A 22,153-nucleotide genomic window follows, 5' to 3' on the forward strand; every position below is an offset into this window, starting at 1 on the left:
GAGTGTCTTATTTCATAATTAAATGGTTATTGTTTACATGCTTCAACGTCAATGCCAGCAGCTAGTAATTTTTTTTCTCCGTCTTGTTCAATGATTTTTTGTAATCTAGATAAGAAAGAGTCAAAATCTGTATGTTTACCAACTTGGAAAGTCATTTTATGCTCAATTGGTAGCCAAGTATCAATATCAGCTTCGTTATGCTGAATTTTTACTTCAAGTTTATCAAGTGCATTAGCAACTTTTGCTTCATACGTTTCTTTCGCTTCGAACTCCATCCATAAATCGTATAATTCCACGCCGAGAGGACCTTCTAGTGTACGTTTAATATTTAAAATGGCCTCTAGCTCATTTTTCTGTTTTTGTAATTGTAATTCACGGCTATTCATCGTATCAAAGGCAGGAATATCACCAGCTTCTGCTTCGACAAGGTCATGAATAATAACCATTTTAAGTAATTTTTCTATATTTACTTTTTGATCCAAATAAGGCTCAACTAAGATAGCCATTAGGGACATACGCCACGTATGTTCAGCAACACTTTCTTGACGTCCGTTAGAAAGCCAACTATGTCGCATTTCATATTTTAGTTTTTCTGCTAATGCAATGACTTGTAAAATGTTATGTTCCATCGTGATCCTCCTCATATTTCTATACTATAATTCTAATATGGAAATGAAATGTGTCAATTTAATGAGTATATTGCGATAAATAGATGATACGCGTATAATGATTGTTATATGTGAAAACGCATTATTAAAATAAAAAAATGTTTTACGAAAACGAAAAAGGAAGGGCAGGAATATGGGAGACGAAAATCAAGGATTAGCTAGACCGCAAAGGAAAAAAAGGAAGTTTGATATTTCTAGCCCCTTTGGCATTGTAGTAGGTTTCGTTATTTTAATTGCAGCGATCATGCTTGGCGGTGGTGGAATAAAAGCTTTTAAAAATTTCTTAGATGTTTCATCTATTTTGATCGTTATAGGGGGAACAACAGCGACAATTATTGTGGCATATAGATTTGGAGAAATAAAAAAATATACGAAAAGTATTTTTACTGTTTTACATAGAAGAGAGGAAAATCTAGAACAGTTAACGGATTTGTTCGTTGATTTTTCAAAGAAGTCTAAAAAACATGGTTTACTCTCGTTAGAAGTTGATGGAGAGCAAGTAGACAATCCTTTTATTCAAAAGGGGATTCGTTTAATGTTAAGTGGATATGATGAAGCAGAATTAAAAGAAGTATTAATGAGAGATGTTGAAACAGAAGTATATGAGTTAAGAAAAGGAGCAACATTATTAGATAAGATTGGTGATTTCGCTCCAGCGTGGGGTATGATAGGAACTTTAATTGGTCTTATTATTATGCTTCAAAACTTGCAAGATACATCGCAAATTGGTACAGGAATGGCAGTTGCTATGTTGACGACATTGTATGGATCTGTTATTGCAAACATGATTGCAATACCGTTATCTGAAAAAGTGTATCGTGGCATTGAAGATTTGTATACAGAGAAGAAGTTTGTAATAGAAGCAATCACAGAGCTTTACCGAGGACAAATTCCTTCTAAGTTAAAGTTAAAACTTGATACATACGTATATGAAACGAAGATAAAAAAAGAAAAACGAGCAGCCTAATATTTCAAGGAGTGGTATGGTGATGATAAAACGACCGCAAAAAGGATCGCCTCGTTGGATGACGACTTTTACTGATTTAACGATGTTGTTATTGACTTTTTTTGTACTATTAGTTGCTACATCAAAACAAGATACAGTAAAATTATCGAAGATGCTTGAAAAGTTTAGTGATGCAGAACAAGTGGATGCGAAAGTAATGGAAGGTACAATACCAGATATTTCACATGAAAAAAATGATGAAAAAGCAGTTTCAAAAAAACGAATGGATGAATTGTATAAAAAGTTAAAAGCATATGTAGATAATAATGGTGTTAGTCAAGTGAATGTATATCGAGAAGATACAGGTGTTAGCGTCGTTATAGTAGATAACTTAATATTCGATACAGGTGATGCGAATGTTAAGCCGGAAGCAAAAGAAGTAATTAGTCAATTAGTAGGGTTCTTTCAATCGGTACCAAACCCAATTGTTGTAGAAGGACATACAGATAGTAGACCGATTCATAATGAAAAATTTCCTTCCAACTGGGAATTATCTTCAGCACGAGCAGCTAATATGATTCACCACTTAATTGAAGTGTATAATGTAGATGATAAACGATTAGCAGCGGTAGGATATGCGGACACAAAACCAGTAGCATCAAATGATTCACCGCAAAATTGGGAGAAAAACCGGCGCGTTGTAATATATATTAAAGAATAATATATTTCCATTTTATTAATAAAATAATAAAAATACAGAAATTCTTTTAAAAAAATATTAAATTTTCTCGTTTTATTTTGTATAATGAGTGAGAATGATAAGGTAAAATATTAAGATATATTTATACATAGAGGGAGAGAACCAAAAAGAATGGCACATAAAATTTTAGTTGTAGACGATGCGATGTTTATGCGAACAATGATTAAAAACTTATTAAAAAGTAATTCAGAATTTGAAGTTATCGGTGAAGCAGAGAATGGGGTAGAAGCGATTCAAAAGTATAAAGAACTTCAACCTGATATTGTAACACTAGATATTACTATGCCAGAAATGGACGGACTTGAAGCATTAAAAGAAATTATGAAAATTGATTCGAGTGCAAAGGTTGTTATTTGTTCTGCAATGGGACAACAAGGTATGGTATTAGATGCAATTAAAGGCGGGGCAAAAGACTTTATTGTAAAGCCATTCCAAGCCGATCGTGTTATCGAAGCTTTAACAAAAGTAGCAAATAGCTAATATAGAAGGGGTGCCACAAAGAATCAAATCAATGATAGCGGATAGACGTGTGGCCCCCTTTTTTCTCGTTATAAAACACTAAATTGTTATACATAAATGAAATGTTTGTTAGACAGGTAGGGGATTAAAATGCAAACAGATCTATTAAATATATTTTTTGAAGAAGCAGAAGAACATTTACAGTCGCTAAATGAAAATGTGCTAAATTTAGAACAGAATCCTGCCGATATGGGTGTTGTAGGGGAAATATTCCGCTCAGCTCATACATTTAAAGGTATGTCTGCGAGTATGGAATTTGCGGAAATGGCAGATTTAACTCATAAGATGGAAAATGTTTTAGACGAAATCCGTCATGGAAATATGATGGTGAATGCTAATATTATTGATGTTATTTTTGAGTGCATTGATAATTTAGAAAAGATGGTTACAGATGTGCAGCAGGGCGGAATGGGTAATATTGATGTTGTATCTACAAAGCATAAATTAGAAGCATTATTAAATGGGAATGTAGAAGTTTCTATGGAACAAGTAGAGCAAAGTAGTATAAACAATGATGATACAGTTTCACATGAAGTATATATAACCGTCGAACAACAAGCCATTTTAAAAGCAGTACGTGCCATTATGTGTATTGAAGCATTACAAAATGTAGGGGATATACAAAAAACGGTTCCAAGCATTGAAGAAATCGAAGCGGATGCTTTTGGATTTGAGTTTACAGTATATATGGATACTGATCGTAGTGTTGAAGAATTGAAACAGGTGGTGCTTCACGTTTCTGAAATTGAGAAAGTAGAAGTGAAGCAAGGAAATATAGCTGAAGAAGGAATCGTACAATCTATTGCAGCAACGCAGCTGGATCCATCTCTAGAGGCACGAACTCCAACAGCTAGTACTACACCGGCTAAAAGTAATACAAAAACGAAAAATGCTAAAGTAGAGAATCGTTCTATTCGTGTTCAGTTAGAAAAAATCGAAAGATTAATGAATATGTTTGAAGAAAGTGTAATTGAGCGTGGACGAATTGATGAATTAGCAGAAACGATTCAAAATAAAGAGTTAATCGAGCATTTAAATCGATTAGGGGATATTTCAAAAGATATCCAAAATGTATTATTAAATATGCGTATGGTACCGATTGAAACGGTCTTCAATCGTTTTCCGCGTATGGTACGTATGTTAGCGAAAGATTTAGGTAAAAAAATCGATTTACAAATTAAAGGTGAAGATACTGAAGTTGATAAAATTGTTATTGACGAAATTGGTGATCCACTCGTTCATTTAATTCGTAATGCAATTGATCATGGTATTGAAACTGTCGAAAACCGACGTGATGCCGGGAAAAATGAGACAGGTACTATTAAATTAGAGGCGTTTCATAGTGGAAATCATGTCGTAATTCAAATTACTGATGATGGAAATGGTATTCATAAAGGAAAAGTATTAGAAAAAGCGATAAAAAATGGTGTTGTAACGGAATCAGAGGCAAATAAATTAACGGATCGTGAAGTGTTTGATCTTATCTTCCAACCGGGATTTAGTACAGCGGAAGTTGTATCTGACCTTTCTGGACGTGGGGTTGGATTAGATGTTGTTAAACATACGATTCATAGTTTAGGTGGGCATTTAATTATTGATTCTGAAGAAGGAAAAGGAAGTACATTCAGAATTGAACTTCCTTTAACATTGTCTATTATTCAATCAATGCTTGTTCAAACAAATGATAAGCGTTATGCCTTGCCTCTTGGCAATATTGCTGAAGCCATTCGAATTAAGAAAGAAGACATACAATCGTTACAAGGGAAAGACGTTTTAAACTATCGCAATCAAATTATTGAAGTGAAACATTTAAGTACTGTATTTGGTGAAAAAACAGTAGATGAGGCGTTCGCATCATATGATAGTCAAATGGTTCCTGTGTTAATTGTTCGTAATACACATCGTAGCTATGGACTTATCGTAAACACAATTATCGGTCAAAGAGAAATAGTCTTAAAGTCATTAGGTGATTTCTTTGCAGAGAGCTCTAACTATTTCTCTGGTGCGACAATTCTCGGTGATGGACGAGTGGTCCTCATTTTAAACCCAGAAGGTTTATAATAGGAATGAAGGAAGCTCCCCACTTGTATACAATTGGGGAGCTTTTTGGGTAGAACTAATAATATAAGTATATGAAAACCGTCGTTTACACATATTGTGGAAATAAATACATGTTCACAATTCGGATGATAAGTTTGGTAAAATATAACGAGTGTAATAGAGAGTTTAAATCATTTGATAGAAAAACAAAAATGAGGAGGCAGGAAAAATGCCTGAGCAACACACAAAAGGGGATACTGGCACAATTGTGCTAGAAAAAGAAAATGAACATTTAACGCCTCAAGAATGCGATATTCTTGGTGAAATCGCTAATATATCATTTGGTTCAGCTTCGACTGTATTATCAACAATTTTAAATAGGCAAGTAAGTATTACTGCTCCTCAAGTAGAATTGGTAGATTTATATGATACAAGTGATGTTGAAATTCCACATGTTGTATTAAATATCCATTTCACAAAAGGATTAGATATGGAAAATCTTCTTGTCTTAAAGCAAGATGTTGCTTTATCTATTGCTGATTTAATGATGATGGGAACAGGTGAAGTTGAAGAGGGAAAAGAGCTTGGTGAATTAGAGCTAAGTGCAGTACAAGAAGCTATGAATCAAATGATGGGATTCGCAGCAACATCTATGTCAGAATTCTTCCAAGATACGGTAGACATGTCTCCGCCAACAATTAAAGTTGTGCAACTTACAGAAGAGATGGAGAAGATTTCTGGTATTAATGGGAATAATATGGTTGTTAAAGTATCGTTTGAATTAAAAATAGATAATCTTGTGAATTCTCAGCTTGTACAGGTTGTTTCAGTTGAACATGCGAAGCGAATGATAAATAAATTGTTACAATTATCTGGTGGTGTGGAAGAAGAGATAGATGAGCCGGCGGAAGTGCAGGAAACTGAGATTTTAGAAGAGCATGTAGAAAAAGAGCAATTAACACAAGAAGAGAAAGATGTGCTTGGTGAAATTGCGAATATTTCAATCGGTTCGGCTTCAACAGTACTATCGACGCTTTTAAATCAGCCTGTCACTATTAGTACACCAAATGTAGAGGCGATTAATGTTCGTCATTATGAAGGAGTACCGGTTCCGTTTGTTATTTTAAATGTCGATTTTGTTGAAGGACTAAAAAATGAGAATGTATTCGTATTTACGAAAGATGTTGCTTTAACAATGGTAGATTTAATGATGATGGGAACGGGTGAAATTGATCCGGAGAAAGAACTAAGTGAATTAGAGTTAAGTGGCATTAAAGAAATTATGAACCAAATGATGGGGCATGCTGCAACAGCGATGTCAGAAATGTTTAAAGAAAAAATGGATATGACACCACCAGACGTTAAATTTGTTTCTTTAAAAGAAGAAATGGAATATTTGGGAGAGTCGATGGCAGTTGACGAACTCGTTCAAATTACTTTTAATCTTGAAATTGGTGATCTCCTTCAATCAAAGATGTATCAAATACTACCGATATCAGAAGCGAAAGAAATGGTTAGAAGACTTCTATATCCGATGGTGGAAGAGCAAGAAGAAATAGTTGAGGAAGTTGTTGAAGAGGAAGAAATTCCTGCACCAGTCGTACAGCCAATTGAATATAAAGAAGTCAAGCAAGTTGAGCCAGTATATATGGATACATCTATTCTACAAAATGTAGAAATGAATGTTAAATTTGTATTTGGAAGTACAGTGAGAACAATTCAAGATATTTTAAGTCTACAAGAAAATGAAGCGGTCGTACTTGATGAAGATATTGATGAACCGATTCAAATTTATGTGAACGATGTATTAGTGGCGTATGGAGAACTTGTAAATGTAGATGGGTTTTTCGGAGTAAAAATGACGAAATCGCTATAAGGCGTCAAAATAGGAGTTTGAACAAATAGATGAAAAACGTAAAGTTTTTTCTAGTTAGTTGGCTATTTTTACATATATGTATATTTTTACCAACGCGAGGGCAGGCAGAAGAAAAAAGTGTACAAGATCAAAATATAAGCGAAATGAATGACCAAGAGGGAAAAAATAAAGAAGTTCAGGAACAGCTGGAACAAGTGGAAATGCCCTCGGTTGAAGATGAAAAAAAAGCAGTAGAAAATGAGCAAGGGAAAGAAAAAAAAGAAGAAAGAACGATAGAAACAGACCGAGGGGTTATTACAGTTAATAAGCAGGAGCTAAAGGTTGGCGAAGAAGTGCGGATTGCTGTAGAATCAAATGAAAAAAACATTCAAAGTGTAAAAGGCATATTACAATTACAAAAAAATGGTGAACAGTACAGACAAGAGAGAATAATATCTTTTGAGTATGAAGAAGAAACGAAGCGATGGATCGCTAATTATAAGGCCGGAATATATGATTTACAAGGTGATTGGAACCTTAGGCTCGTTGAAAGCTATAAAGAAGATGAGAAGGAAGAAGTAATAGAGAACGAATTAAATGTCCCGCTCATTCGTATAAACAATGAAGCACCAACTATAGATAAAGAATTGCCAAAGTTAGAGAAAGTTAGTATTGATGAGGCAAAAGGGAACTTAATTGAACGGAAAAAGGGAGAATCCGTTCATATACGAGTACAAACGGTAGATATAGAATCGGTTGTTAAAGAAGTGCGCGTTATATTAAAAGGAAAAGAAGACGGTGACGATATTACTTTTTTATTAGACTATAATAAACGCGACATGGATTGGCAGAAAATATTTGAAATAACAGAAGCTTTACCTGTTGGGCCGCATCAACTTATTGTGGAAGTAACAGATGGGGCAGGTAACAAACTTGTGACAGAGAGTGAATATATCGTTTCTATCATCGAACAAAAAGTGAAAGATGATGAAAAGATAGAAGAGCAAGAGAATCAAAATGAAGTAGAGGATAAGAAAGAAATTGAGAAGAAGGAAGATCCGAAAATAGAGATGCCGCTTCCAGAAGAAAAACTTCCAGTTGTTCAAATTCGAAAGCAAGAAGAGAAAGTGAACTCTTATATAAAAGAGCCGTTGAAAGAAAAAGAGGAAATCAACTACGTTATAAAAGAGTCGTTAACAGACAACAAGGAAGTAAATAATGTGAAGGTTCATAAAGAGAAAAAAAGCGAAAATGACAATCAAGTCGTTTCTAAAAAGAAAGAGAAAATAGAAGAACAACAAGAAAAGAAAGAGGAAAAAAGTGAGCAGGGAGTACAGGCTTCTAATGTGTTTGCTGTTATGTCAGGATTATTTGTACTGTTTTTAGTTTTAAAGAGTAATAAAGAATGGGGCTAATAATTTGATAGTAGTGGAGGCGCTTAAATGGAAATTAAACGTACGACAATTCAAAATAAGACGCTACAACCATTAAAACAGCCTGCAGCTATTTCAGAACATGAAATTCAGAAAGAACGAAAGCGGAGTAACCTTGTGTTTACTGGGCAGCCCAAAATCATTTCGAAAAACAATGAAATAGGGATTTTGCTTGCAAGTTTAGGTGATGGAAAGATTGTAAAAGAAATGCTTTCTAAGGAAATGGATACGGTGTTGCAGTTGTTTTCAAAGCTACATATGTTGTCTGAGGAAGGAAAGCAATCGGAAAAAATATATGAACAAATTGTTAAAAGTTTGCAGGGGCTTATTAAACAAGCTCATATAAAGGGAGTTCCGTTATTAGACGGAACGTATGATTTCGCTGAAGTGCAGCTTTCGTTTGGAAGAAAAGTGCATATTCCGTTACTTGATGTAAGTGCGCTCATTTCTAGAGTGGAACAAGATACATCAGAAGGAAATACGAATTTAATGATAACAGTTATTACAGCTTACATGACAAAATTGTCTAACGAAACAATTTTAATTAGCGGTACGGATCGTATTTCTAAAGAACGTGATGTGAGCGTGTGGAGAGCACTTGCAGAAATGAATATGACGCAATTATCTCATGCGTTGAAACATACGATTCAAGAGCATAAATGGTTTGTTACGGCTCTATTTCTCTTCATGTGGGTTATAGGTATCATATTGATTCGTATTATATAATAAAAAAAGGTCGTCATTTTAATTATGACGACCTTCTTTTATACTTTTTCGTAAAAGAAGGTATCAAAGCGCTGAAGATTGTAGCGTTCGGGTGTTAAAATTTGTTCTGTGCTACCAACGAATAGTACGCCGCCTTTTCGTAAAGAACGACTAAACTTTTCATAAAGCTTTATTCTTGCTTCTTCTGTAAAGTAAATCATTACATTTCGACAAATGATTAAATCGTAGTTCGTATCAAATGTCTGCATTAATAAATCATGTTGTTTAAATGTAACTTGCTGTTTAATATTTTGATGCAATATATATGTATCATCTTCTTTTGTGAAATGACGTTGTTTTAAATCATTAGGTAATTCTTTCAAAGAGCGTTCTGTATATTGACCACGTTTTGCAGTTGCTAAAACATGAAAATCAAGATCCGTTGCTTGAATGTCATAACGAAACGGAGCTAGATGCTTCGATAATATTAAAGAAAGTGTATATGGTTCTTCACCGGCAGCGCAAGCAGCACTCCAAATTTTTAATTTACCGTTATTTTGTTCAAGTAGCTTTGGTAGAGCTTTCGTCTCTAACGTTTGCCAGCGCTCTTTATTTCTGAAAAACTCTGATACGTTAATTGTAATATAGTCAATAAAACTTAAAAATAACGTTTGATCGGTGCGTAAATTATTTAAAAAATTTGTGTAATTTTCAAAACCTTTTCTCGAAATGAAAGCGTCGATTCTTCGGCGCATTCTATCTTGCTTATAGGAAGCGATATCCATATTAAAGTGCTGTTTAAAACTTACGACAAATTGATTATAATCTTGTTCAGTTATCATATTTACAATAGGCACAATAACGATATTGTGCCTCCCCCTTTACATCATACGAATTTTTTGTTCAAAGCTTTTTTTCAGCTGCTTTTCATGTAAGCCTGGTAAATCATAAATAACAGCATCAATTCCTGCTTCTTTTGCAACGTCAACGGGAATGACAGACGTATGTTTATCTCCGTTATAAAAACAGAGAACTAAATCGGTATCTTCGATAATTTGCTTTACAAAAAACATATAATCTGATCGATAAATGGAGTCGGAAGGATGATCAAAAGCAATATACTCTGCTCCGTGTTTTTTTAAATAATCAACGACTTCTTGAAATTCGTCTGTTAATACATGTAACGGTTGCAGTGTGTAAAGGCATAAATTTTGAGCGAGCCTTTCATTTTCAATGAAAAAACGAAGAACTTCATTTTCAATAGATTTATAACATAATATGTAAATTTTATGTTTGTGAGCATAGTCAATTAAAAATTTTTTTATTTCTTCCTGATCTAATGCTGTTAATTGATTTGAACCACAAAGAAAAATATTCATAGATTTGTGCCACCTCATGCTAAATTGTAACATATCTTCTATAAAAAATAACTGCAAAATATCATTGTACAGAGTATAATTATAAATAACTGGATTTTACGATTAAGTTTGGAAGGAAATAAAAAAATAAATAGGTGATATATATGCTGCGTTCTATCTCGCATAATCCAATTTTATCGCATATACCGCCTGCTACTCAAATGCCGAAAGAAGCAAATGTCAGGACAGGACTTGCTTTTTCGGATAATTTGCATGCAGATCCGAAAAAAGATAAATTGTTAGAACAAATGGAAGCACTTGTTGATAACATTGGAGAAATTAAAGAGAAAATCGAATTAGAGTTAACGCTCGATAATGTAATGGAATACAAAAATACTGTAAAATCATTTTTGAATTTTTACGTTGATAACGTATTGCAGTATAAAGATGTTATGTCTCGTCATCCGCGTTACGGATATTCGCAGAAAATGACGATCGTAAAACAAGCTGAAATGGGATTAACTGAGTTAGAAGATGTTATGAATTTAATTAATACGAAAACAGGGCATTTAGAAATGTTAAATCAAATTGGAGAAATTCATGGTTTGATTGTAAATTTAGTCTTGTAAAGGAAAGGAAGCTATATGTACATACAATTATATGAAAAGCTCGTTATTATTCAAAAGGCATATGAAAATATTCAAACGCTTGGGGAACAAATATATGAGAATTTAAAAAATAAAAATGTAAATGCAGTTCAAAAGTTGCAAGTAGAGCAATTGCAGTACATAGAAGGTGTTAAAGGATTATCGCGATCTTTTGAGGAAATGGTTGTTCAGCTTTGTAAAGAAAAACAAGTTGAACCGCTGCGTATGCGTTCGCTATTTTCGTATTTTTCACAGGAAGAAAATGAAAAAATGGAAGAATTACAAAAAAGTTTAAATGAATTAGAAGAAAATGTAAAAATGATTCTTTTGAAAAATCAATATTACTTAAACGTACTATTAAAAACTACAGAAAGTATTGTGGATTCCGTTTCTGAATACAATTTGGAGAAAAACAATAATTCGCAAATCTTTATGAATGAACTATTGTAAAGGAGAAGTGAAGCATTATGAGATTATCTGATTATAATACGCCGTTATCTGGTATGCTAGCGGCCCAAATGGGATTACAAACGACAAAACAAAACTTATCTAACATTCATACGCCGGGTTATGTTCGTCAAATGGTAAATTACGGATCTGTTGGAGCAAGTAACGGTCATACGCCTGAACAGAGAATCGGTTATGGTGTACAAACATTAGGAGTTGACCGTATTACAGATGAAGTGAAAACGAAGCAATTTAATGATCAGTTGTCACAGTTCTCTTACTACGCATATATGAATTCTACTTTATCACGAGTAGAGTCTATGGTAGGAACGACAGGGAAAAATTCATTATCTAGTTTAATGGATGGATTCTTCAATGCTTTTCGTGAAGTTGCAAAAAATCCAGAACAACCAAACTACTACGATACATTAGTTTCTGAAACTGGGAAGTTCACAAGTCAGATAAATCGTCTTGCGAAAAACTTAGATACAGCAGAAGCACAGACGACAGAAGATATTGAAGCACATGTGAATGAATTTAATCGTCTTGGTGCTAGTTTAGCAGAGGCGAATAAAAAAATTGGACAAGCAGGGACACAAGTACCTAATCAACTATTAGACGAACGTGATCGCATCGTTACAGAGATGTCTAAGTATGCCAATATTGAAGTATCTTATGAATCTATGAATCCTAATATCGCGAGTGTTAGAATGAATGGTGTTTTAACAGTAAATGGACAAGATACATATCCACTTCAATTAAATAAAGAAAAAGAACCAATGTCTGTTGCGATTTATGGATCGGATATTCCTTTAAATGGTGGAGCAATTCAATCAGCGATAGATACGAAAGCGAAGATTGCTAGTTATAAGAAAAACCTTGAAGAATTAATGAGTTCTGTAAAAGGTCAAGTGAATACAGTGATGGGAAAAGATTTCTTCGTTGGAGATCATGCGAAAGATATTCAGCTAAACCCTGAATTCGCAAAAGATGTTTCGAAAATGAAAATCTCTGCTGAAACAGCAAATAAACTAGCAGGAATTACAGAGGGAGATTATAAAGAAGGTCTTTCTTATAAACAAGCATTAGACCAATTTATAGTTGGTGTAGCTTCTGATAAAAGTGCAGTGAATGCTTATCAAAACATTCATAAAGATTTATTAGAAGGTATTCAGGAAGAAAAGATGAGTATAGAAGGCGTTAATATGGAAGAGGAAATGGTTAATTTAATGGCTTTCCAAAAATATTTTGTTGCAAACTCTAAAGCTATTACGACGATGAATGAAGTGTTTGATAGTTTGTTTTCGATTATTAGATAGCATGTAGAAGGATCGAAAAAGCTTTTTTTATGATGGAAGAGAGGATCCGGCGCAAGGTAGAAGCGGACAGAGCCTTTTAGTGGACCAAGCCATGTTAGACCAGAGATATGAGATGGGTGAAGGGGAAGTTAAGGGAGAGAATAGCCATGTTTAGCAAGCGTCCCCCCTATATAAATTAAATGAAAACGAAAAGTCTTTTTTATGAGGGAAGAGGAGAGCCGTATATAGTTGCGGTTTCTTCTTCACGCCAATTCAAATATAGATAAAGGAGAAGATAGAGATGAGAGTATCTACGTTTCAAAATGCAAATTGGGCAAAGAATCAGATGATGGATTTGAATGTGCAACAGCAATACCACCGAAATCAAGTAACTTCTGGGAAGAAAAACCTTCTTATGAGTGAAGATCCGCTGGCGGCAAGTAAATCATTTGCGATTCAACATTCGCTAGCAAATATTGAACAAATGCAAAAAGATTTAGCGGATTCGAAAAATGTACTAACACAAACTGAAAATACTTTACAAGGTGTTTTTAAATCTTTAACAAGAGCGGATCAATTAACAGTACAAGCGCTAAATGGGACGAATAGTGAAAAAGAATTGAAGGCAATCGGTGCAGAGATTGATCAAATTTTAAAACAAGTTGTATATTTAGCGAATACGAAAGAGCAAGGCCGTTATATTTTCGGTGGGGATAGTGCTGAACAAGCCCCATTTACAGAGGACGGTACGTATCAAGGTGGAAAAAATGATGTGAGCTGGCAACTAAATGACGGTTATCAATTAAAAGCATTTCGTAACGGAGAAGAATTATTATCACCAGTTATAAAAACGTTAAAACAGATGAGTGAAGCGCTGAATAACGGTGATCAAAAAGCTTTGCAACCATTATTAGGAGAAAATAAGAAAAACTTAGATGGCATCATTAACCGTACAACTGAAGTTGGTTCAACAATGAATACAATGGAGACATTTAAAACAATTTTAAGTGAGCAAAATTTAGCGCTTCAAGAAAATCGTAAAGAAATTGAAGATGTTGATTTAGCGGTAGCAATTTCAGACCTAGCGTATATTAATGCAACTTATGAAGCAACGCTTAAAGCAGTTAGCACGATGAGTAAAACGAGTATTTTAGATTATATGTAAACAATAAGGAGTGAGAAATATGGCAGGGACGTTAACAGGTATTGGTGGTAGACAACAGATTTGGAACCTCGGAAATAATATGATCGATACTTCTAACTTTGTAGAATTAGAAATGCAAGCGTTAGATATGAGAAAAACACCATATACTAATGAAAAGAACCAACTTTCACAAGATAAACTATTATATACAAGCTTAAAATCAGAATTTAGTTCTTTCACACAAACTTTTAAAAACTTAGCGGCTTTTAAAGGGAATGAGAAAAAAGTTACAACAACACAAGACGGTTATATTAATGTAAAAGCTGATGGTGGCGCGATTGCAGGAACTTTTAATATGACGATTACACAGCTTGCACAGCGTCATCAAATAGCTTCTAATCCTATTACTGATATAAATGCAAAACTTCCTAAAGATGAAACATTAAAACTAGGCGGTAAAGATCTAAAAGTAACAACTGATATGACATATAAAGATTTAATAAATAAAATTAATGATGGAGATTATGGCGTATCGGCTTATACACTTGGAGATAAAATTTTTATGTCCTCGAAAAAAGAAGGAACAGATGGAGAAATTAATTTTAAGGAGAACACATCTACACTGTTTCAAGATATTGGTTTAGCTAAGGCGGATGGCACAGCAGTCAATACAATTAATGAAGCGCAAAATGCCATATATAGTATAAACGGTATCCCAGGTAAAAGTTCTACCAATACAATTGAAGCTCTTCCTGGTGTGAAAATTGAATTACTAAAAGTGACGGAGTCAAAAGCAGAAGGAACACCAGATGCAGGTACAACAACAGATCCAAAAGCAAAAGGTATAGATCTGAAGTTTACAGTAAGTGATTCAAATGTAACAGACGCATCAAATATTATTAAAAAGATGGTGGCTGATTATAATAAAGCTGTTTCTACAATAGATATTTTTGCTGGAAAAGGTGGAGCTTTCCAAGGTCAAGCTATTATGCAAAGTGTACGTCAAGCGATGAATAATGTCGTAACATTTTCTCAAGACGGTAATTATTTGTTTTCATTTGGAATTCAATTAAAGCAAGACGGGACGATGGAAGTTAATGATGAACAATTAACAAAAGCGTTAAAAGACAAGCCGGATGCAGCGAAGCAATTTTTCTTTGGTTCTAACGGTTTAGGGAAGATGATGGAAGAGCCACTTGATAAACTATTTGGTGATAAAGGTGTAGTTGGAGAGCGAGTAAAAAACATCGATTCTCGTGTAAGTGATTTAGATAAAAAGATTAAAGATATTGAAACACAAAATCTGCAAAAACAAGATGAAATCGTGAAGAAGTATCAAAAACTAGAAAGTACACTAGCGGAGCTTGATAGCCAATTGAAAACTATTAAAGCAATGACAAAACAAAAAAGTGATGATTAATGAAAGTTAAGGAAGTGATTGTATGCAAGCATGGCAACGTTATATGCAAAATGATATTATGACGAGTAATCCGATTAAAAATACAATTTTTATTTATGAAAGATGTATCGTTGAGTTTCGTAATTTAGAAGAGCTTTTAAATACTTTTAAACTACAAGAAGGAGATGCGCTTCTTGAAAAATTAGAACGTATTTTTGAAGAGTTAAAGCTTCAATTAAATCCTGAGATTACGAAAGATTTATATGATAGTCTATTCGGTTTATATGATTGGATTAGCATTCAAATTCAGACGATGAAAGTAACGCGTGAAGCAAAAGACATGGATGCGATTGTACAAGTGTTACAAGATTTAATAGACGGTTACCGCGGAGCACTCGAAAATGAACAATGATATTTATCGAGCGTTTGTCGGCTGTTTTAATGAAATCGGTGAATTGCAAGTGTCAGATGAAGAATTTGCTGAGAAAAGTGCTATGTTAAATCGCTGGATGATGACCTTGGATGAAAAGACGCGCGCAGATGTTGCAGCGGAAGTGAGTCCATTAATAATTAAGGCAGCACAGCATATTCGAGATAAGCAAAAGATTTTGGAAGAAATGATTATGACAAATGATGGACGAATGAAAGCGAATTCGTTTTACGGTAAATTTTAATGGGGAAATATGGAAATGGATACCCCTTTTAAAAGGGGATCCATTCCATTGTTTGAATAAGGCGTTCCGCTGATTGAGGTTTCACTTTATGACTGTAATAAAAAGAATGGTAATAATCCAAACAATGAAAAATAAGATGTCTTTATTTTATGGAGAGAAGTGTATGGAGGCTCTTTTTTTATTGTTTATATATCAAAATGTTACATGGATTACTACGCGTATACAGTTTTTTATATTCTTTTTTATATTTTTGTATTTTTCTAAAGACAACAATGGAAAAATGGAATAAAATATGTAAGGGTACAAAATAGATAATATTTTAATAAATAAATACATATAGGAAAATGAATAATAAAGTGAAACTTCCATCAGTGGATGATCATGCGCTAAACAAGCATGATGGAAAAGGAAGGGTGTGGAATATGCCAGATTTAGTTAGTGATGTAAGTCATTATATGAACTATTTAGTAACGAAGCGAAATACCGTTTCTAGTAATATTGCAAATGCGAATACACCTGGCTATAAAGCACAAGATGTAACATTTGCTGAGCAAATGAATATGAGCAGTGCATTATATAAAAAAAATGCTGCGGATTTAAAGAGTAATCCAGATTTATATCAAACGAATGTAATGCACTTACCGACAGCAAATACGAAAAATACATACGCAAAGATTCAAACGAAATCAATGCAAACGAATAAAGATGGAAACAGTGTTGATGTAACGACAGAAATGCTAGATTTAATGAAAACAAACCAATTATACGGTGTTTCAATTAATGCAATTAATACGCAATACGCTATTAACCAAGCAGCACGTGGACGTTAATAGTAAAAGGGGAGACAACGATGTTTCAGGCAATTAATGCAAGTGGCTCAGGGCTAACTACAGCGAGAAAATGGATGGAAGTTACTTCTAACAATATCGTAAATGCAAATACGACGGGAGCACCGGGCGCAGAGCCGTATCACCGCCGAAGTGTGGTGTTGGAATCAAATAATAGTTTTGCAAGCATGCTAGATGGAGCTCCTACTAACGGAGTGAAAATAAAAAGTATTGAAACGGATCGAAATGAAAACCTTGTGTATGATCCGACGCATCCGCATGCAAATGAAGAAGGATATGTACGTTATCCGAACATTGATGTGACAGCTGAGATGACGAATGTAATGGTTGCTCAAAAAATGTATGAAGCAAATACAAGCGTATTAAATGCGAACAAAAAAATGCTCGATAAAGATTTAGAAATCGGCCGAGGATAAGGGGGAAGAGGGGAAATATGAAAATTCAACCAATGTTAAATACACAGCCATTTGGAGCGATTCAGCCGATTGGCACACAGAAAACTTCAGAAACATCTGTAGTTGAAGGCAAAAAGTTTATTGATTTATTGGAAGATATGAATCAAACGCAAAATAATGCCCAAACAGCAGTATATGATTTACTGACAAAAGGGGTAGGAGAAACGCATGACGTTTTAATTCAGCAGAAGAAAGCTGAATCACAAATGAAAACAGCTGCTCTCTTACGCGATAATCTTATTGAAAATTATAAGTCACTAATTAATATGCAAATTTAGGAAAATGGACGGGTGTATTTAAATGGAAAAGATAAAAAATGTTTTCCAATCGCTGAAAACGTGGCATAAGTTAGTGATTGGTGCTGCGCTTTTAGCGATTGCAACAGGAGCACTTTTATACTTCACCTTGCCAGATAAATATGTTGTTGTATATCAAAATTTAAATGATACAGATAAGCAAGAGATTACAGCAGAATTATCGAAGCTAGGTGTTGATTACCAATTAGCAGCCGATGGTTCGATTCGAGTGCAAAAGAACGATGCTCCATGGGTTCGAAAAGAAATGAATGGAATGGGCTTGCCGTTTAATTCAAAAAGCGGTGAGGAAATTCTATTAGAAAGCTCACTCGGTTCAAGTGAACAAGATAAGAAAATGAAGCAGATTGTCGGCACGAAAAAGCAATTGGAGCAAGATATTGTACGAAACTTCGCGACAGTTGAAACGGCAAATGTGCAAATTACATTACCTGAAAAAGAAACAATTTTTGATGAAGAAAAAGCAAAAGGAACAGCGGCGATAACTGTTGGTGTGAAGCGTGGACAATTATTAACAGCTGATCAAGTTGCTGGTATACAGCAAATGATTAGTGCGGCAGTTCCTGGCGTGAAAGCAGAAGAAGTAAGTGTTATTGATAGTAAAAAAGGTATCATCTCAAAAGGAACAGATGAAGCGCATTCTAACAGTTCCTCTTCTTATGAAAAAGAAGTAGAGATGCAGCATCAAATTGAAGGTAAATTAAAGCAAGATATTGACGCAACGTTAATGACGATGTTTAAATCAAATGAATATAAAGTGAATACGAAAGTGTCTGTAAACTACGATGAAGTTACACGTCAGTCAGAAAAATATGGCGATAAAGGTGTACTTCGCAGTAAACAAGAGCAAGAGGAAAGTTCTACTGCGCAAGAAGGAGCAGATACGAAGCAAGGTGCGGGTATTACAGCGAACGGTGAAGTGCCGAACTACGGTACGAACAATAATCAAAACGGTAAAGTTGTCTACGATAATAAAAATGGTAACAAAATTGAAAACTATGAAATAGATAAAACAGTTGAAACAATTAAGAAACATCCGGAATTAACAAAAACAAATGTTGTTGTATGGGTAGATAACGATACGTTAGTAAAACGAAAAATTGATATGACAACATTTAAAGAAGCGATTGGCACAGCAGCTGGGCTTCAAGCTGATCCGAATGGAAACTTTACAAACGGTCAAGTTAACGTTGTAACTGTTCAGTTCGACCAGCCGAAAGTTGAAAAAGAGAAAGAGCCAGAAAAAAGTGGTATGAACTGGTGGTTATTCGGTGGAATTACAGCTGGCTTGCTAGCAATAATTGGCCTAGTATGGTTCTTCTTAGCAAGACGTAAGAAAAAGAGAGAAGAAGAGGAATATGAAGAATACTTAGCAGAAGAAGAAATTGCTGCTAGTAGTGAAAGTATCCTGGAAATTCCTGAAGAAAAAATAGTACCAGAGCCAAAGCCAAAGCCAGAACCGGTAGAACCATCAGAACCTACATTAGATGATCAAGTGCAGGAAGCTACGAAAGAGCATGTAGAAGGTACTGCAAAAGTAATTAAAAAATGGTTAAACGGACAGTAAGGGAGGAAAAACAATGTTAGATGAAATCTCCTCCAAAGAGAAAGCTGCCATCCTCATTCGTACATTAAACGAAGAGGTGGCAGCAAAAGTCATTGAATATATGACGGCTGAGGAAAAAGAAGTGTTACTTCGCGAAATCGCGAAGTTTCGTGTATATAAACCAGAAACGTTAGAAAATGTACTAGGGGAGTTTTTGTACGAACTAAATGTAAAAGAGTTGAATTTAGTAACTCCAGATAAAGAATACATTCGTCGTATATTTAAAAATATGCCAGAAGACGAGTTGGAAAAATTATTGGAAGACCTTTGGTATAACAAAGATAATCCATTTGAATTCTTAAATTCACTTACAGATTTAGAGCCACTTCTTACAGTGCTTAATGATGAATCGCCACAAACGATAGCGATTATTGCTTCTTATATTAAGCCGCAACTTGCTTCTCAATTAATTGAGAGATTACCAGATCATAAACGTGTAGAGACGGTAATGGGTATTGCAAAGCTTGAACAAGTAGATGGTGAATTAATTAATCAAATTGGTGAGTTATTAAAAGCAAAATTAAATAATATGGCATTTAGTGCTATTAATAAAACAGATGGATTGAAAACAATAGTGAACATTTTAAATAATGTTTCACGAGGTGTTGAAAAAACAGTCTTTCAAAAGCTGGATGAAGTCGATTATGCGTTATCTGAGAAAATTAAAGAAAATATGTTTGTCTTTGAAGACTTACTTGGTCTTGAGGATCTTGCGCTTCGCCGTGTATTAGAGGAAATTACAGATAACGGTGTTATCGCGAAAGCACTTAAAATTGCAAAAGAAGAAATTAAAGAGAAACTATTTACATGTATGTCTTCAAACCGTAGAGAGATGATTCTTGAAGAGTTAGATGGCTTAGGACCGCTTAAGATGACGGATGCTGAAAAAGCACAACAAACGATTACAGGTACGGTGAAAAAGTTAGAAAAAGAAGGAAGAATTATCGTTCAAAGAGGTGAAGATGATGTCCTTATTTAAAAACAGAATTCCGAAGAATTCTGTTTCTTTTTCTGAAGAAACGTATGAATTACAATTTCCGAAACCAGTATCAGTTCACATTGAAGAAGAGATACAAGTGGATCATGCAGAACTTCTTGCACAGCAAGATGCATTACATATTGAAATGAATCAGCTAAGGCAGCAGCAGCAAATGCTAGAACGAGAGCGTCAGCAGTTGTTGCAAGATAAAGAACAGTTTCAAATGCATATTCATGAACAAATGGAACAGATGGAAGCAGCGCGTATACAGTTTCAAAAAGAACAACAAGAAACAGCATACGAATGGACAGAGTTATTATGGAATCAATCTTTTCAGTTAGCAGAAAAAGTAGTGAATCAAGCGGTAGATTCGCGCTTATTAGACGTTTTGCCGATTTTAACAGGCATCGTGCAAACATTGCCTACTTCATTTGAAAAATTAATTATAACGGTTCATCCAGAAACATTTGAACGTATACAAGAAGAGAAAGAAAATACGAAAGAGTATTGGCTACTACAATTAGTAGAATGGAAGTATGATTTTTCTTTACAGTTTGGCGAATTTGTTCTGGAAGAAGAGAAAGAGTTTTTTGAGTTTAAATTTGCGCCTATATTTGCGAAGCTTCGTCATAAGTGGGAAGAAGAGAAGTTGTTTGAGGAGCAAAATGTATGAACAACGAGCTAATGAATGAACATAATAAATGGAATACATTTATTGAAACACCGTTTTATACGAAAGTTGGCAAAGTTCATAGTGTACAAGAGCAGTTTTTTGTAGCGAAAGGTCCGAAAGCAAAGATTGGAGATGTTTGTCTCGTTGGAGAACATAGTGTCTTATGTGAAGTAATTGCGATTGAAAAAGAAAATAATATGCTACTTCCATTTGGACAGACAGAAAAAGTATGTTACGGAGATGCAGTTACATTAATTGAAGAAGATGTTGTTGTACCTCGTGGTAATCATTTACTTGGGAAAGTGTTAAGTGCGAATGGTGAAGTGTTAAATGAGAACACTGAAAACATTCCACTACAAAAAATAAAATTAGATGCACCGCCGATTCATGCATTTGAGCGTGAAGAAATTACAGATGTATTTGAAACGGGAATTAAATCGATTGATTCCATGTTAACGATTGGGATTGGTCAAAAGATTGGTATTTTCGCAGGATCGGGTGTTGGTAAATCTACCTTGCTTGGAATGATTGCGAAAAACGCAAAAGCTGATATTAACGTTATTAGTTTAGTAGGAGAACGTGGCCGAGAAGTAAAAGACTTTATTCGAAAAGAATTAGGCGAAGAAGGTATGAAAAAAAGTGTCGTTGTTGTAGCAACGTCAGATGAAAGTCACCTTATGCAACTTCGTGCGGCTAAGCTTGCAACATCTATTGCTGAATATTTCCGTGACCAAGGTAATAACGTATTACTTATGATGGATTCTGTTACTCGTTTTGCTGATGCACGCCGAAGTGTTGATATTGCGGTAAAGGAATTACCGATCGGTGGTAAAACACTGTTAATGGAAAGTTATATGAAAAAGTTATTAGAACGATCAGGAAAAACGCAAAAAGGGTCAATAACAGGTATTTATACAGTGTTAGTTGATGGTGATGATTTAAATGGTCCTGTACCAGATTTAGCTCGTGGTATTTTAGATGGACATATTGTATTAAAACGTGAGCTCGCAACTCTTAGTCATTACCCTGCCATTTCGGTATTAGATTCGGTAAGTAGGATTATGGAAGAAATCGTATCGCCGAATCATTGGCAACTTGCAAATGAAATGAGAAAAATTCTATCTATTTATAAAGAGAATGAATTGTATTTTAAACTTGGAACAATTCAAGAGAATGAAGAAAATGCTTATATTTTTGAATGTAAAAATAAAGTAGAAGCTATAAATACGTTTTTAAAACAAGGTCGAACGGATAGTTTTCAGTTTGAAGATGTTGTCCAAGCGATGCACCATATTGTATAAGATCTCGCCCTTTGAGGTCTTATTTTTTTGATTTTAATATTTCACAGATTTTTTTGTGAAAAAACTATATAATAGAAAAAGGTA

24 protein-coding genes are annotated in these 22,153 nt (G+C 34.4%); 21 read left to right on the forward strand and 3 right to left on the reverse strand.

Annotation, left to right across the window (positions count from 1 at the left end; all coding sequences use genetic code 11):
• Positions 1-26: 26 nt before the first annotated feature.
• Complete coding sequence (locus DN408_RS26310) at positions 27-629, reverse strand: HD domain-containing protein (RefSeq protein ID WP_002030912.1); 603 nt, start codon at positions 627-629, stop codon at positions 27-29.
• Between the two features lie 172 nt (positions 630-801).
• On the opposite strand from DN408_RS26310, the gene DN408_RS26315 reads away from it, so the two are divergent.
• The 7 genes from DN408_RS26315 (at position 802) to DN408_RS26345 (ending at position 8,947) form a co-directional block, all read left to right on the forward strand.
• Positions 802-1,635, forward strand: coding sequence for a flagellar motor protein MotP (locus DN408_RS26315; protein ID WP_002012069.1), 834 nt, complete (start codon positions 802-804; stop codon positions 1,633-1,635).
• A 22-nt stretch (positions 1,636-1,657) separates the two neighbouring features.
• Positions 1,658-2,335, forward strand: a complete 678-nt coding sequence (locus DN408_RS26320; RefSeq protein WP_002126559.1) for an OmpA family protein — start codon at positions 1,658-1,660, stop codon at positions 2,333-2,335.
• Positions 2,336-2,485: 150 nt separating this feature from the next.
• The gene (locus DN408_RS26325; protein ID WP_000940577.1) at positions 2,486-2,854 is read left to right on the forward strand and encodes a response regulator; all 369 of its coding nucleotides are present in this window, start codon (positions 2,486-2,488) and stop codon (positions 2,852-2,854) included.
• A 129-nt stretch (positions 2,855-2,983) separates the two neighbouring features.
• Positions 2,984-4,954: a chemotaxis protein CheA gene (locus DN408_RS26330; protein ID WP_002126563.1), complete on the forward strand. Its 1,971-nt coding sequence runs from the start codon at positions 2,984-2,986 to the stop codon at positions 4,952-4,954.
• A gap of 208 nt (positions 4,955-5,162) precedes the next feature.
• On the forward strand, positions 5,163-6,809 hold the full coding sequence (locus DN408_RS26335; RefSeq protein WP_078179089.1) for a flagellar motor switch protein: 1,647 nt from the start codon (positions 5,163-5,165) through the stop codon (positions 6,807-6,809).
• A gap of 29 nt (positions 6,810-6,838) precedes the next feature.
• Complete coding sequence (locus tag DN408_RS26340) at positions 6,839-8,203, forward strand: transglycosylase (RefSeq protein ID WP_078179090.1); 1,365 nt, start codon at positions 6,839-6,841, stop codon at positions 8,201-8,203.
• 27 nt (positions 8,204-8,230) lie between these two features.
• Positions 8,231-8,947 (forward strand): hypothetical protein, encoded by a 717-nt coding sequence (locus DN408_RS26345; protein ID WP_078179091.1) that lies wholly within the window; start codon positions 8,231-8,233, stop codon positions 8,945-8,947.
• A 38-nt stretch (positions 8,948-8,985) separates the two neighbouring features.
• Here the strand turns inward: DN408_RS26345 and DN408_RS26350 are convergent, their stop codons facing one another.
• Together DN408_RS26350 and DN408_RS26355 are read right to left on the reverse strand one after the other, a co-directional pair.
• On the reverse strand, positions 8,986-9,768 hold the full coding sequence (locus DN408_RS26350; RefSeq protein WP_002086504.1) for a CheR family methyltransferase: 783 nt from the start codon (positions 9,766-9,768) through the stop codon (positions 8,986-8,988).
• A 39-nt stretch (positions 9,769-9,807) separates the two neighbouring features.
• Complete coding sequence (locus DN408_RS26355; protein WP_002086503.1) at positions 9,808-10,305, reverse strand: flagellar motor switch protein FliG; 498 nt, start codon at positions 10,303-10,305, stop codon at positions 9,808-9,810.
• Positions 10,306-10,448: 143 nt separating this feature from the next.
• Between DN408_RS26355 and DN408_RS26360 the strand changes: the two genes are divergently transcribed.
• The 14 genes from DN408_RS26360 (at position 10,449) to fliI (ending at position 22,069) form a co-directional block, all read left to right on the forward strand.
• A complete protein-coding gene (locus DN408_RS26360) occupies positions 10,449-10,913 on the forward strand; it encodes a YaaR family protein (protein ID WP_002086502.1) in 465 nt (154 codons plus the stop codon).
• Between the two features lie 15 nt (positions 10,914-10,928).
• On the forward strand, positions 10,929-11,381 hold the full coding sequence (locus tag DN408_RS26365; protein WP_002064619.1) for a flagellar export chaperone FlgN: 453 nt from the start codon (positions 10,929-10,931) through the stop codon (positions 11,379-11,381).
• Between the two features lie 17 nt (positions 11,382-11,398).
• Positions 11,399-12,697 carry a flagellar hook-associated protein FlgK gene (gene flgK / locus DN408_RS26370; RefSeq protein WP_002168744.1) on the forward strand — a complete coding sequence of 433 codons (1,299 nt, stop codon included), beginning with the start codon at positions 11,399-11,401 and terminating at the stop codon, positions 12,695-12,697.
• Between the two features lie 280 nt (positions 12,698-12,977).
• Positions 12,978-13,841: a flagellar hook-associated protein 3 gene (locus DN408_RS26375; protein WP_147740444.1), complete on the forward strand. Its 864-nt coding sequence runs from the start codon at positions 12,978-12,980 to the stop codon at positions 13,839-13,841.
• A 19-nt stretch (positions 13,842-13,860) separates the two neighbouring features.
• Entirely contained in the window at positions 13,861-15,240 is a 1,380-nt protein-coding gene (locus DN408_RS26380) for a flagellar hook-associated protein 2 (RefSeq protein ID WP_063226106.1), read from the forward strand.
• A gap of 22 nt (positions 15,241-15,262) precedes the next feature.
• Positions 15,263-15,631: a flagellar export chaperone FliS gene (locus tag DN408_RS26385; RefSeq protein ID WP_002012050.1), complete on the forward strand. Its 369-nt coding sequence runs from the start codon at positions 15,263-15,265 to the stop codon at positions 15,629-15,631.
• Complete coding sequence (locus tag DN408_RS26390) at positions 15,621-15,893, forward strand: hypothetical protein (RefSeq protein ID WP_002126578.1); 273 nt, start codon at positions 15,621-15,623, stop codon at positions 15,891-15,893. The genes DN408_RS26385 and DN408_RS26390 overlap by 11 nt, the downstream gene beginning before the upstream one ends.
• A gap of 344 nt (positions 15,894-16,237) precedes the next feature.
• Positions 16,238-16,723, forward strand: a complete 486-nt coding sequence (gene flgB, locus DN408_RS26400) for a flagellar basal body rod protein FlgB (protein WP_050551290.1) — start codon at positions 16,238-16,240, stop codon at positions 16,721-16,723.
• 20 nt (positions 16,724-16,743) lie between these two features.
• Positions 16,744-17,157: a flagellar basal body rod protein FlgC gene (flgC, locus tag DN408_RS26405; RefSeq protein ID WP_002030933.1), complete on the forward strand. Its 414-nt coding sequence runs from the start codon at positions 16,744-16,746 to the stop codon at positions 17,155-17,157.
• Positions 17,158-17,174: 17 nt separating this feature from the next.
• Positions 17,175-17,474 carry a flagellar hook-basal body complex protein FliE gene (fliE, locus tag DN408_RS26410; RefSeq protein WP_078178260.1) on the forward strand — a complete coding sequence of 100 codons (300 nt, stop codon included), beginning with the start codon at positions 17,175-17,177 and terminating at the stop codon, positions 17,472-17,474.
• A gap of 22 nt (positions 17,475-17,496) precedes the next feature.
• Entirely contained in the window at positions 17,497-19,077 is a 1,581-nt protein-coding gene (locus DN408_RS26415) for a flagellar M-ring protein FliF C-terminal domain-containing protein (protein ID WP_078178259.1), read from the forward strand.
• 13 nt (positions 19,078-19,090) lie between these two features.
• Positions 19,091-20,095 carry a flagellar motor switch protein FliG gene (gene fliG / locus DN408_RS26420; protein ID WP_002030936.1) on the forward strand — a complete coding sequence of 335 codons (1,005 nt, stop codon included), beginning with the start codon at positions 19,091-19,093 and terminating at the stop codon, positions 20,093-20,095.
• A complete protein-coding gene (locus tag DN408_RS26425; protein WP_033706611.1) occupies positions 20,082-20,768 on the forward strand; it encodes a FliH/SctL family protein in 687 nt (228 codons plus the stop codon). Before fliG ends, DN408_RS26425 begins: the two co-directional genes overlap by 14 nt.
• On the forward strand, positions 20,765-22,069 hold the full coding sequence (fliI, locus tag DN408_RS26430; protein WP_002126588.1) for a flagellar protein export ATPase FliI: 1,305 nt from the start codon (positions 20,765-20,767) through the stop codon (positions 22,067-22,069). The genes DN408_RS26425 and fliI overlap by 4 nt, the downstream gene beginning before the upstream one ends.
• Positions 22,070-22,153: the final 84 nt, after the last annotated feature.

This window comes from Bacillus sp. AR13-1 (assembly GCF_008042285.1).
Lineage (GTDB): Bacteria > Bacillota > Bacilli > Bacillales > Bacillaceae_G > Bacillus_A > Bacillus_A mycoides.